Here is a 12685-nt window from a genome sequence, read left to right on the forward strand (position 1 = left end):
CGTCGCTACCGGCCCTCACGGGCAAACTCCAGCGCCGACTGTAGCATGGCCTGAAGATGGGTCTGTAGCAGTTGGGCTTTTTGCGGTTGCCAGCGCCAGGGCGGCGTTTCATCCATATAACTGCACTGCGTCAGCTCCATCTGCACCGCATGTATTCCCTGGCTCGGCTGACCGTAGTGGCGGGTGATGTATCCACCGGTATAGCGTCCATTTTCCACCTGAGTGAACGGCGCGGCGGCGCGAGCGATTGTCGCGATACGCTGCTGCAACGCGGGGGCGCAGCTCGCGCCTTTATTGGTGCCAATATTGAAATCGGGCAAGCGTCCGTCGAAAAACTGCGGCAAGAGAGAACGGATGGAGTGCGCGTCCCACAGCACGACCCTGGGGAATCGGGCCTTCAGGCGCAGCAACTCCTCGGCAAGCTTGTCGTGCCAGGGCTGCCAGTAGCGGCGGCGACGTGCCTGCACCTCATCGGGAGAGGGCGCGGCGCCCGGCAGATAAACCGGCCCGCCGTCAAAACGCGTCTCCGGACACAGCCCGGTGGTGGCCTGCCCCGGATAGAGACTGGCGCCGTCCGGCGGACGGTTGAGATCGACCACATAGCGTGAGCAGGTGGCCTGTAGCCATGACGCCCCCATCTGTCTGGCAAAGGCATAAAGCTGCTCGATGTGCCAGTCGGTGTCAGGCACACTCCGCGCTTCAGGCGTCAGGGCGCCGGCTACCTCATCGGGCAGCCAGACGCCGGTATGGGGCATGGTGATAAATAACGGTTCGCTGCCCTGATGAAAAATGAACGGCGCTGGGGTAGTCATGATGTCAATCTCCCGGTCAAATTTGTTGCAATAACTGCCGACGTACAGCGGCGAACGCCGCCAGCGCCGACGGATGCAGCAGGTGTTGACGATCAACCCGCTGCCGGCCGCCGGTCCACACCCGCTGCACCGCCGAACTGCGCGAACTGCCGAACAGATGGCCTGCCAGAATGTTGTCCGCCGGCAGCAGCGCCAGCGCCGCATGTTCGGCGTCCAGCTCCACCAGATCGGCGCGCTGGCCTACGGCAAGCCCGGCCACGTTACGGCCGCTGGCCTGCGCGCCGCCGTGCAGCGCCCCCAGATACAGGCCGGCGGCGACGTCGGACTGCTGTCGGTCGGCGCAGACATTGCGCTGGCGGAACTGCAAACGCTGAGAATATTCCAGCATCAGTAGTTCTTCCGCGGCGCTGACGGCAACATTGCTGTCGGAGCCGATCCCCCAGTGGCCGCCATGCTGACGCCACTGGGGGAAGTCGAACATACCGTCGCCCAAATTGGCCTCGGTGGTGGGGCACAGTCCGGCTACCGCGCCGCTGCCGGCCGCGCGGCGATACTCCGACTCCGTCATGTGGGTGGCATGGATCAGACACCAGCGGCGATCGACCGGCTGGTGCTCCAGCAGCCATTCGACAGGCCGCAGGCCGCTCCAGGCCAGGCAGTCTTCCACCTCTTTGACCTGTTCGGCAACGTGGATATGGATCGGCGCCTCCGTATCCATCTGTTTAATACCGGTCAACAGTTGCGTCAGGGCGTGTTCGGAGATAGCGCGCAGCGAATGCGGCGCCACGCCCAGCCGCACCTGACCGTCGCGCGTCTGCGACATCAATTGTTGCCATAGCGTAAGAAACTGTTCGGTGTCGTTGATGAAGCGCCGCTGCTTCGCCTCCGGCGGCTGACCGCCGAAACCGCTATTCTGATAGCACACCGGCAGCAGCGTCAGCCCGATACCGGTATGCTGCGCCGCGTTGATCAGACTGCGGCACAGCGTCGCCGGATCGGCATACGGTTTACCGTCGGGCTGATGGTGCACATAGTGAAACTCGCACACCGAGGTGTAACCCGCTTCCAGCATTTCGCTGTACAACCAGGTGGCGACGATCTCAAGCTGCTCCGGTGAAATCTTCGCCGCAAAGTCATACATCAGGTTACGCCAACTCCAGAAGCTGTCCTGCTTCTGCTGCCGGTACTCCGTCAGGCCGCTAAACGCGCGCTGGAAAGCGTGTGAGTGCAGGTTGACCATTCCCGGCAGCAGCCAGCCGGCCTGTTCAACCTCGGGCGGGCGGCAACAGTCTGGGACAACCCGGCGGATCTCGCCCCGATCGTCCCACTCGAGCAATACGTCACGATGCCAGCCGTCATTCAGCAACGCGTGTTGGGCAAAAAGTTGATTCGCTATCATGGTGGTTTATTACCTGATGTAGAAAAAAGATCGGTCTGGCGTCTCAGTGCTGGGACAAGACCGACTGAAGAAACCGCTGGGTACGCTCGCCACGCGGGGCGCCGAAAATCTGCGCCGGCGTCCCGGACTCAATAATGCCGCCGCCGTCCATCACCACCACCCGATCGGCGACTTCACGCGCAAACCCCATCTCATGGGTGACGACAATCATGGTCATGCCCTCCTGCGCCAGTAATTTCATAACCTGTAGCACCTCGCCCACCAATTCAGGATCGAGCGCCGAGGTCGGTTCGTCGAACAGCATCACCGTCGGCGACATCGCCAGCGCCCGGGCGATCGCCACCCGCTGCTTCTGCCCGCCCGACAGGCTGCCCGGCATGGCCTGCGCCTTGGCGGACAAGCCGACCTTTTCCAGCAGTTGCATCGCCTGCTGACGAACGGCGGCTTTGCTCATGTCGCGCAGCATCATCGGCGCCACGCAGATGTTCTCCAGCACCGATAAATGGGGGAACAGGTTGAAGGACTGGAACACCATGCCGACCTCTTTGCGCAATTGGTTGAGCTGAGGTTCGGCCAGCATCTTGCCGCCGCTGATCAGCGGCCGCCCGCACAGCGTGACATCCCCCTCTTCCGGGTGTTCAAGACCGTTGCAGCAACGCAGAAAAGTGCTTTTCCCCGATCCGCTGGGGCCGATGATCACCACGACCTCCCCCGGGAAAACGTCGAAATCAATGCCGCGCAGCACCGTATTGTCGCCAAAACGTTTGCCAAGACGGCGGATGGTGATCACTGCGGGTGTCTCTGTGGATTGATGGTCGGTCATTACTGCACCCCCTTCATATGATGACGTTTCTCAAAATAACGCAGCGCCACAACGGAAATGCCCGTCAGGATAAAGTACACGCCGGCCACCACCAGATAGGTTTCCAAATCGCGGTAAGAGTTGCTGATTATCGTCGTGCCGGCCTGCATCACATCCTGAATGGTGATCAGGGAAACCAGCGCGGAGTTCTTTATCAGCGCGATAAATTCATTGCCCAGCGGCGGGATCATGCGCACCAGCGCCTGCGGCAGAATGATTTTGTACATCGCCTGTACGCCGGACATCCCCAGCGAGCGCGCCGCTTCGTTCTGACCGCGTTCGATAGAGGTAATCGCTCCCCGGACAATTTCCGAAATATAGGCGCTGGAATAAAGCCCAAGGCCGATAACGCCGCAGAAAAAGGACGGCAACATCACGCCAAAACGCGGCAGGCCGTAATACCAGATAAACAGCTGCACCAGCAGCGGCGTGCCGCGGATCAAGGTCACATAGGCGCTGGACACGGCATACAGTACGCGGCGCTGCGGGTTAAGCCGGGCGATGCCCACCAGCAGACCGAGCGAACACCCCACCAGCAGCGCGCACAGGGTAATTTCGATAGTCACCAGCGTGCCGGCCAGCAGGGCGTCGCTGCTGGCGAATACCGGCGCAAAGTTCAGGTCTAGATTCATAAAAATATCCTGCGATACGTGGCGGTTCTGCGAGCGTCATTTGACGCCCGCGGTGGTTACGCGTTAGCTGGCGGGAAACCATTTATCCATCAGACTCTGGTATACGCCGTTCGCCTTGAGCGCTTCGATGGCGCCGTCGATATCATCGCGCAGCTGCGGCAGATCTTTACGCACCGCGATCCCGTATTCTTCAGACGTCAGTTGGTCTTGTAGAATCCGTACCCCGCCTTTGGTGCGCGCATATTGAAAGGCGGCCGGTTTGCCCGTCACCGCGGCATCGACGCGGCCGATGCTGACCAGGTTGAACATCTGCTGGTTTTTCTCCACTTCCACCAGACGCACCTCCGGCATATTGCCGTGCAGCCATGCCACCGACTTGGTGCCCACCTGAACGCTGGCGCTTTTACCTTTCAGGTCGTCATGGGTTTTGATTGCGGCGTTGTCCTCTTTCACCACCACCACCAGCCCGCCGGTCAGATAGGGTTTGGTGAAGTTCACCACCTGCGCCCGTTCCGGCGTGATGTAAATGCCCGATACCGCAATATCGGCCCGCTGTGAGGTCAGGTTGGGGATCAACCCCTTGAAGTCAACGTTTGTCCACTGCACCGGCCGATTCAACTGCTTGCCGATAGCCTCTACCAGTTCGATATCGAAACCGCTGAACTTGTTGTTTTCCATAAACTCCAGCGGTGGGAAAGTCGCATCCGTGACGGCTTTAATCGGTTCTCCCTGTTGTGCAAAGGCCAGACCGGAAACACAGGACAGTCCGATGGCGAACAGGGTGTTTAACAAAGCACGACGGGTAACTGACATACATTTTTTCCTCTGGTTAAACGACGGTATGGTTCCCTTACGGGCCACGACGTCAAAAATCTTTTAAGTGCTGATGAATACGTGCGACGGCTGCGGCCGTCATGCCAATCAGATCCGCCTGCTTGCCGGCTACCCGCTGCGAAGGCGCCATCAGGCTCAGCGCGCCGAGTAGCTTGCGGTTGGGCGTCAATAACGGAAAACTGACGCCCCAGATGCCGGCATCCACTTCACTGTCGCTGTAGGCATAGCCCTGCTCACGGATCGCCTGTAACTGCTGCGCCACCGCGGCGCGCTGCTCGGGATGAGGAAACTCCAGCGGCAGAATGTGGCGCAACTCAGCCTCCGCCAGATGCGCCAACAGGCATTTTGCGGTCGCGCCGGCCCGCAGCGGCACGCTGCGCCCTTTTTCGAAAGAACAACGCAGCGACTGCGTCGCTTCAATCATGCTGACGCAGACGGCCTGCCGGTTAATCGCCACGGTGATGGCGACCGTCTCCTGAGAGGCATCGGACAGCCAGCGCATATCCTCCTGCGCGTACTGCGTCAGCAAAGCGGTTTCATCAAATCCCATTGCCAGTTGCAGACTCACCGGCCCCGGCGCGTACAGACTTCCGATTTCCATGACGAACCCCCAACGCCGAAGGATCGCCAACTGACGGTACAGCGTACTTTTGGCCAACCCGGTCATTTTCATCAGTTCGGTGGCGCTGGCCGGCCGGCCAAACTGCGCGATGGTTTTAAGGATCATCAGCACCCGCTCCTGCGCGGTGATGATCTCTTCCGCCTGATTGGCAACGGCATAAGACACTTTCGGCATGGTGGATCCCCGGTATGCGAATCAATGAAATCAGGTGACGGATATTACGCTGATATCACTAAAGCAGAGGTCATGCCATATTTTGGGAAATAAATTCCCATATAATGAGAACAATCATAAATACAATGAATTAACCCAGATAAAAAATCAAAAAAGCTGGCCAAAAACCCACTATTCGGCGTGACGAAAAAAATTTTCCCGTCTGGCGATCGCCGACAGCGGCGTGGCGTTGCACCATTTTGATGAACGAAAAGCACCAAAATGGCGCATATGCTTTAGATTCTGACAGGGAGTTTCGCAGAACTTATGCCCAGGCTGCACGTCGACCGACGTACCGGTCATGCTGACGGCGGAGAAACGTTCGGGCGCGTTTCATCACCGCCTGGTTCATTATTTGTGTAGTAAGAGACAGCGACGCCGGGGGATACTACTCGGCACCGGCGGTATCGGCAGTCAGCAACAGCCGCCGTAGATTTTCACTCATTGGGAAATGGAGATTAACCTGGCTTCCGGGAAGCGGTTGAGTAAACCAGCGTGAATAAATTCGCTCTATTTCGTGACTGGCGTAAATCTGCCGTAATGCGGCATTGACCGCCACGCGAAAATCCTCATCATCACGGCGCATCATAAAGCCATATTCTGTTCCCTCATCAAGCGACTCGCTGGAAATCGCGTAATCCTGCGGATTGGGAGATAGAGCAACCAGGGCGTGCAGCAAGATGTCGTCCATGGCAAAAGCAGAAACCTTTTCCTGACCGACCATATCGAACGCTTTTTGCAGGGTATCCGTGGATACAATGGAGAGATTCAGTTTCTTTTCCCGGTTGGCCTGATTGATCTGGCCGACATTGACCGTCCCAAGCACAATACTGACGCTCCTGCCGCGTAAGTTTTCCAACGTACTCAGATGATTTTTACGCAGAGAAACATAGCGGGTGCCCACCAGGAAATAACCGGTGGAAAAGGCGGCGCTGCGACTCCGCTCCACGGTCTTGGTACTGGCCACGCATTCGATATCGATAGCTCCGCTACCAAGCAGTTGTATTCTATTCGCCGGCGTGCGAAACACATATTCGATATTGAGCTTATCCAATCCCAGCCGGATCCTGAGCGACTCGGCGATACGATTGCACAAATCGATCGAATAGCCGGTCACGCCCCCCGCCGGACCAACGTAGGAAAACGGCGGCGTATTGCCATAGCCGATGCGGAGCGTCCCGGTCAGCCGCATCCGCTCAAGCGTGGGGATGATATCGTCAGCCCGCGAAACATGGCTTCCCATGACAGCGGCAATGAATAAGCCAATAAGAAAATGATGCCAGCGTTTACCATATCCGCACATCGCTCATTGCTCCTTTAATCAAGGTAATCTTTCGGCTGCGCCAAAACCGCCTTGAGATTTTGCGGCATGGGAAAACGAAGATTGACGCCATCGGGCGGGATCGGGGAAAGAAACCATTTATCATAAATGGCCTCGATTTCTCCCTGCGTGAAAATACGATACAGTTCTTTATTCACCACTTGCCTGAAAGCCAACTCCCCTGGCGGCAGAAGAATGCCATAGGGTTCGGGGCGACTTAAGTGATCGTCCGAAAGAACGAAATCGGACGGATTGGCGGAAGACGCCACCAACCCCGCCAGCAGAATATCATCGGTGACGAAGGCCGATACCTTGCCGTTTGCAACCAGTTCAAAGGCTTCCTGGTTTATTTTCTTCAGCACGACGGAAATATTCAGCTTCATGCGCATATTGACCGCATTCAACTGTTCGAGATTGATCGTCCCGCTGCTCACCGAGACACTGCGCCCGGCTAAATCCTCAATACGTCTGATGCCGGAGCGCTTCAACGCGACAAAGCGGGTAGACGCCACGAAGTGCGGATAGGAAAACTCGACCTGTTTCCGCCGTTCGCTATTATTCGTCGTCGCGGCGCATTCCAGATCGATCCCGCGGTTACGGATAAACGGCAAACGCGTTGCCGTTGTTACCGGGACAAAAACAATCCGTATCTCATTCAGTCCCAGATACTTTTTTATTCCGTCCACAATGCGCAAGCAGATATCGATTGAATAACCCACCGCCTTACCCTCCACCTGATAGGAAAAAGGCGGTTCATCCACGCGGTAGCCTATTCTGATCGTTGTGGTCTGTGCGATTTTCGTCAGCACGCTGTCCGTCGGCGCCACAGCAACCGCCGGTTGCGACAGCAAGGCCAATATCATGGCGATAACCCTTCCGCGCCGGGCCTCAACCCGGCAGTAACGGTATAAAAGACATAAAACCATGTGAAGAGGCCTAGGGGTATATTGGCGTCCCGGAACCCAAAAGCGCTGCAAAATATACCGCATCGTTCAACCTGCCATTGCCGTTATGGGCGCTGCTTCGCCGGTTCGCCGGCCCTGAACATATTGACAACCTGCCTGACCTAACAGCTCCAGTTGCCGATCGGTTTCCACCCCTTCCGCCAGGGTTTCCATCCCCAACTGATGAACCAGGGCAAGGATATTGCTCACAATAATACGTTTCGACTCGCACGCTTCCAGACCGGCGATCAGCGTTTTATCCAACTTCACCCGGCTAAAAGGAAAATAGGCCAGGCAGTCCAACGAGGCATAACCGGTCCCCAAATCATCCAACGCAATACCGATATCCATGTTTTGTATCTGCTGTAGCACCGGCAGCGCTTTTGGGCGATCCAGCAAAACAGACTCAGTTATCTCAAGCGCAAGACGCGAGGCCGGCAACCCGCTTTGTTCCAGCGCGCCGGTCAGGATATCGATCAGCCCGGGATGGTGAACCTGAACGCTCGATATATTCACCGAAACCTGCTGATGCGCGGAAAAATGCAGCATGGCATCGGTACAGGCTTGCTGGATAATCCACTCCCCCAGCCTGACAATCAGCCCGGTTCTCTCCGCCAGCGCGATAAACGCCTCCGGCATCAACAGTTCCCCGGAGGCATGACGCCAGCGCACCAGCGCTTCATAACCGACAATGATATTATCCGACAGACGCCTCAACGGCTGATAATAAAGTTCGAACTCCCCGCGGGACATGGCGCCTTCAATATCCAGTTCCCGGGTATGCGGCATGGCGCTCGGCATCACCATCCCATACTCAAAATAGTGATAATTACTCCGCCCGGTGTTTTTGGAGACATAAAGCGCCAGATCGGCGTTCTTCATCAGGGTGTGGGAGGTCTCGCCATGCAAAGGCGCGCTGGCGATACCGACGCTGATCCCAACGCAAAACTCATGCCCATGACAGTAAAAAGGCGCCGAAATGGCTTTAATCACCTGCTCCGCCAGGTGCTGCGCCGCCTGTATCGGCTTGTCCCGAACCGGCTGGATCACGGCGAATTCATCACCCCCCAGGCGGGCAATCACATCATCATTGCCGAGCAGTAAGGAAATCCGTTCGCTGACGTTAATCAGCAACTCATCCCCCACAGGATGACCATAGGTATCATTCACTTTTTTGAAATAGTCGAGATCGAGCAACATCAGATTAAAACGCGAGTTTTTCGACGTCAGCCGGACAATGGCGCTTTCCAGCGCCCCGCTGAAAAAAGTGCGGTTTGGCAGACCGGTCAGCGGATCATGGTGAGCCATATATTCCATTTTCTGGGCGGTTTCTTTTATTTTCTGGAGATGTTCCCGCTCAACCATCGCCTGCCGCAGTTTTTCGATGGCCACAGCCAGATGACCGATTTCATCATCCCGCTGCAAGAATGGCGTGATGTTGGCGGTATCGCCATGGGCAATACGCGTCAGCGCCTGAATCAGCAGCGGTACGGAATGAAAAAACTGTCTCATGAGCAGCGTGACCGCCAGCCCCGTCGCCAGCAACACGATCCACAGGGCGATCAGTGAATTGCTCAACAAGGTATTATGGATGCGGTAAAGATCCTGCTTTTCGCCGATACTGCTGACCAATGCGCCCAATAATTTCCCCGATGGCGCCAGTACCGGAAGAATGCTGGCGAAATAGGTCTTACCGTCAATAGACACAAAACCGGCGAAAGCCTCCGTCAGCGCATCCGGCTGCATCCGCGTCTTTTCTTCCAGCGCCAGAATATGGCCGCTCGCCATACCGCTGGCGTCCGTAATACTGATAAATCCGTCATCTTCACCATAATGAAACAGCCAGACAGGGTTGTTGGTCTGCATCGCAACCAGGGAAAGCACGTCGACGGGATTGAATCCCGTCTGCAAAATGGACTCATCGTCTCCCAGAAAATTTTCCGTCACAATGCCCGTTATCTGCCCGGATGCATCCATGCGGGCGATGACCGACGTATATATACTGCGAACGATATAACTAATGATATGGGCATTGGTATTAGCCTGACGCCGCCACTGTTCCTGCGAATTCTTATCGACAATAAACCAACCCGCCGCGGCCCCGACGCCATATGAAAAAAGAATACCGACAAGAAGGAATAAAGTGACTTTACCTAGAATCGAACGATACCAACGTTGCCGACGATGCGAGGTAACCCTGTCCTCATCCGGTATTGCTCCATCTAATTCCTCAGTTACTCTGGTTCGGGATATCATCGCCAAAACTCTTCATCCGTTACAAGTGTTTGTATAGTTGAGCGTGAAATATATTGTTTTTAAAAAAATAAAAAGAACATGCGCAGGTAATGAAGAAACACACTAGGACTTTTGTCTGTTATAGATAGCATTGAAGAAATATTTGTTTATACCCGCCATACTTCAGGTTGCGGCAATGTCGCCGTCCGCGATTATCCTGGCTTGTGTTCGGCCGCGGCCAGCCGCGTTTCTGCCTATTAAACGTTACAGGTATATGCACTTAGTGGAAAAATGAATAATTAAAATATTCCTTTCTCTCCTCTGTTTATACCATCAAAAATAAAGTCTACAACAGATTCTTTAAAAGAATTTATCGCGATGACGGAAAGAAAACATGTGACGTTAAAATAACGCGTTAACATATTTACAATGGCGGTCTGAGAAAGAGAATTAATAAACAAATTAAAAGACGACAAGCAATTTTTCAGCCTACCACACAATATCTGATTTGTAGCATGATTATCCGTACATCAGGACGTCGGCCGCCACGGCAGGCCGCTTCAGCCATCAACGCCGCGCGGCATTTACCATTTAAGATTTAACCGAACACGTTTGTCGCACTGATTAACATTCGTTTGCTGCTATACTCAACTTTCATCTTTTCATCAGGTTACCGTCAATGCGCTATCTACTTCCTCTTCTGTTATCACTGGCAACCGTGAGTTGCAGTACGTCACAGCCGACGCCGAATGATATTGATCCGGTTCCGCCCAGCCGCTTGATGCTGTATCAAAACACCCCGACCACGCCTTATGCAACGCTGGTCGTCATTCGGGATAAAGGCTGGCTGGCGGGCGCCTGTCGTATCGGCGTGATGATCGATAATGAATTCGCCGGCTCGATCGCCTCAGCGGAGAAAGCGGAGTTCCGGGTCCCCGTCGGGCAACACACGGTGAGTCTGGGTCAGGACGGCTTTTATAACCCCTGCATCTGGCGCGATGCCTCGGGCAGTCAAACGCCGTCCCTGAAAGCCGGGGAAACGCGCTTTTTACGCATCAGCGGCAGCACCAGTGCAGGATTTACCCTGCATCCCGCATCGGGATTTGCTGCGCGGTAACAGAAGCCAGGATGGCCTCCGGCGTCCGCCAGTGACAGTCCCACATCGACTCAGGATGGGCCGGCATCCTGAGCGATATATTGCCGCTTACTTCAGCAGCCGCACTTTACAGCTTTTTCCTTTGATTTTTCCCTGCTGCAACTGTTGCAGCGCGCGTTTGGCGCTGTCTTTGCGGATAGCAACATAGGCGTGCACCGGAAACATATCGATTTTGCCGACCTCCGCCGCGGTTAAACCCGCATCCCCGGTTAAGGCACCGAGAATATCGCCCGGGCGGATTTTGGCTTTACGACCGCCATCAATGCACAGCGTGATCATTTCCGGCTCCAGCGCCGTCACCTCACTGCGGCTGATTTCCGTCGTCGGCGCCCAGTCAATGCGCATCCCGAGGTAATCTTCGAGCAGATGAGCGCGGCTCATTTCCTGTGGGGTGCACAGGCTGACGGCAAGCCCTTCCATACCCGCGCGCCCGGTTCTGCCGATACGGTGAACATGGACTTCCGGGTCGAAAGCCAGCTCAAAATTCACCACCAGTTCCAGATCCTTAATATCCAGACCGCGGGCGGCGACATCAGTAGCCACCAGCACCCGACAGCTGCGATTGGCGAAACGCACCAGAACCTGATCGCGATCGCGCTGCTCCAGATCGCCGTGCAGCGCCAGCACGCTTATGCCACGCGAATCCAGCGCTTCAAATACGCTCTGACAGTCGCGTTTGGTGTTACAAAACACCACGCAGGAGGCGGGTTGATAGTGGCTCAGAATGGCAATCAGCAGCGGCAGACGCTGTTCCTTGCCGGTTTCATAAAAACGCTGCTTAATGGCAGGCTCATTCCCCTCGTCGGCGACGTCGACATTCACCGGCTGACGTTGCACACGGGCGCTGATACGCTCGATTTCCGCCGGATAGGTGGCGGAAAACAGCAACGTCTGACGATCGGACGGCATATAGCCAATCACATCATCAATCGCCTCGGTGAACCCCATATCCAGCATGCGGTCGGCTTCGTCCAGCACCAGCACTTTCAGCGACGCCAGAGACAACGAACGCTTGCGCAAATGATCCTGAATACGCCCCGGCGTGCCCACCACAATATGCGGCGCATGAACCAGCGAGTCGATCTGATGCCCCATCGGCTGCCCGCCGCACAGGGTAAGGATCTTGATATTCTGCGCAAAACGGGCCAGACGACGCAGTTCTTTACTCACCTGATCGGCCAGTTCCCGGGTCGGGCATAACACCAGCGCCTGAGTGGTAAACTCTCCGACCACGATGTGATTGAGCAAACCAATGCCAAATGCGGCCGTTTTACCGCTTCCGGTTTTCGCCCTGGCGCGAACATCGGCGCCGCTCAGGATCGCGGGCAGCGTAGCCGCCTGTACCGGCGTCATGGCGGTATAACCCAGCTCATTAAGGTTGGATAACTGCTCGGACGGCAGCGCGAGGGAAGAAAAAGAGGTTGTGCTCACAATGATTACTCTTATTACCAAAGGCAACATAACGAAAGGCGACGCCAGTTCGGCGAACGGCGCGTGATTTGCCGCAATAATAACAGAGATAGCCGCCCTTGCCCGATTTACCTGGCAGTCAGTGATGAAAACAGCGGGGAAGCGCCATTTTCAGTGGCGAATATCACCCTCCTGCCGATAACAGGCGATAGTCAGCCGGCCGCCGCGCTTCGTAACGCTTTTTA

The 12685-nt window shown here is 55.9% G+C and carries 11 protein-coding genes; 1 reads left to right on the forward strand and 10 read right to left on the reverse strand.

Features of this window, described 5'->3' with window-relative positions; all coding sequences use genetic code 11:
- Positions 1-5: 5 nt before the first annotated feature.
- The 9 genes from hutG to JG725_RS06160 form a co-directional block, all read right to left on the reverse strand.
- Positions 6-812, reverse strand: a complete 807-nt coding sequence (gene hutG, locus JG725_RS06120; RefSeq protein WP_172291453.1) for an N-formylglutamate deformylase — start codon at positions 810-812, stop codon at positions 6-8.
- Between the two features lie 16 nt (positions 813-828).
- On the reverse strand, positions 829-2211 hold the full coding sequence (locus JG725_RS06125) for a formimidoylglutamate deiminase (protein WP_199377107.1): 1383 nt from the start codon (positions 2209-2211) through the stop codon (positions 829-831).
- A 43-nt stretch (positions 2212-2254) separates the two neighbouring features.
- Positions 2255-3001 carry an amino acid ABC transporter ATP-binding protein gene (locus JG725_RS06130; RefSeq protein ID WP_172291513.1) on the reverse strand — a complete coding sequence of 249 codons (747 nt, stop codon included), beginning with the start codon at positions 2999-3001 and terminating at the stop codon, positions 2255-2257.
- A gap of 32 nt (positions 3002-3033) precedes the next feature.
- Positions 3034-3705, reverse strand: a complete 672-nt coding sequence (locus JG725_RS06135) for an amino acid ABC transporter permease (RefSeq protein WP_172291455.1) — start codon at positions 3703-3705, stop codon at positions 3034-3036.
- A 63-nt stretch (positions 3706-3768) separates the two neighbouring features.
- A complete protein-coding gene (locus JG725_RS06140; protein ID WP_172291456.1) occupies positions 3769-4518 on the reverse strand; it encodes a transporter substrate-binding domain-containing protein in 750 nt (249 codons plus the stop codon).
- A gap of 52 nt (positions 4519-4570) precedes the next feature.
- On the reverse strand, positions 4571-5335 hold the full coding sequence (locus JG725_RS06145) for an IclR family transcriptional regulator (protein WP_172291457.1): 765 nt from the start codon (positions 5333-5335) through the stop codon (positions 4571-4573).
- 427 nt (positions 5336-5762) lie between these two features.
- The gene (locus tag JG725_RS06150) at positions 5763-6677 is read right to left on the reverse strand and encodes an amino acid ABC transporter substrate-binding protein (RefSeq protein ID WP_199377109.1); all 915 of its coding nucleotides are present in this window, start codon (positions 6675-6677) and stop codon (positions 5763-5765) included.
- Between the two features lie 14 nt (positions 6678-6691).
- Positions 6692-7558 (reverse strand): amino acid ABC transporter substrate-binding protein, encoded by an 867-nt coding sequence (locus JG725_RS06155; RefSeq protein ID WP_199377111.1) that lies wholly within the window; start codon positions 7556-7558, stop codon positions 6692-6694.
- A gap of 129 nt (positions 7559-7687) precedes the next feature.
- Positions 7688-9895, reverse strand: coding sequence for a GGDEF domain-containing phosphodiesterase (locus tag JG725_RS06160; RefSeq protein WP_199377113.1), 2208 nt, complete (start codon positions 9893-9895; stop codon positions 7688-7690).
- Between the two features lie 658 nt (positions 9896-10553).
- On the opposite strand from JG725_RS06160, the gene JG725_RS06165 reads away from it, so the two are divergent.
- Positions 10554-10991: a hypothetical protein gene (locus tag JG725_RS06165; RefSeq protein WP_199377114.1), complete on the forward strand. Its 438-nt coding sequence runs from the start codon at positions 10554-10556 to the stop codon at positions 10989-10991.
- A gap of 87 nt (positions 10992-11078) precedes the next feature.
- Here the strand turns inward: JG725_RS06165 and dbpA are convergent, their stop codons facing one another.
- Entirely contained in the window at positions 11079-12461 is a 1383-nt protein-coding gene (dbpA, locus tag JG725_RS06170) for an ATP-dependent RNA helicase DbpA (protein WP_199377117.1), read from the reverse strand.
- Positions 12462-12685: the final 224 nt, after the last annotated feature.

Source organism: Brenneria sp. L3-3C-1, from assembly GCF_016456245.1.
GTDB lineage: Bacteria > Pseudomonadota > Gammaproteobacteria > Enterobacterales > Enterobacteriaceae > Brenneria.

What these genes read in the sequence shown, in the direction of transcription:
- JG725_RS06135 (WP_172291455.1), bottom strand. Translation starts at nt 3,705, where the DNA reads ATGAATCTAGACCTGAACTTTGCGCCGGTATTCGCCAGCAGCGACGCC.
- JG725_RS06125 (WP_199377107.1), bottom strand. Translation starts at nt 2,211, where the DNA reads ATGATAGCGAATCAACTTTTTGCCCAACACGCGTTGCTGAATGACGGC.
- JG725_RS06140 (WP_172291456.1), bottom strand. Translation starts at nt 4,518, where the DNA reads ATGTCAGTTACCCGTCGTGCTTTGTTAAACACCCTGTTCGCCATCGGA.
- hutG (WP_172291453.1), bottom strand. Translation starts at nt 812, where the DNA reads ATGACTACCCCAGCGCCGTTCATTTTTCATCAGGGCAGCGAACCGTTA.
- JG725_RS06160 (WP_199377113.1), bottom strand. Translation starts at nt 9,895, where the DNA reads ATGATATCCCGAACCAGAGTAACTGAGGAATTAGATGGAGCAATACCG.
- JG725_RS06165 (WP_199377114.1), top strand. Translation starts at nt 10,554, where the DNA reads ATGCGCTATCTACTTCCTCTTCTGTTATCACTGGCAACCGTGAGTTGC.
- JG725_RS06150 (WP_199377109.1), bottom strand. Translation starts at nt 6,677, where the DNA reads ATGTGCGGATATGGTAAACGCTGGCATCATTTTCTTATTGGCTTATTC.
- JG725_RS06145 (WP_172291457.1), bottom strand. Translation starts at nt 5,335, where the DNA reads ATGCCGAAAGTGTCTTATGCCGTTGCCAATCAGGCGGAAGAGATCATC.
- JG725_RS06155 (WP_199377111.1), bottom strand. Translation starts at nt 7,558, where the DNA reads ATGATATTGGCCTTGCTGTCGCAACCGGCGGTTGCTGTGGCGCCGACG.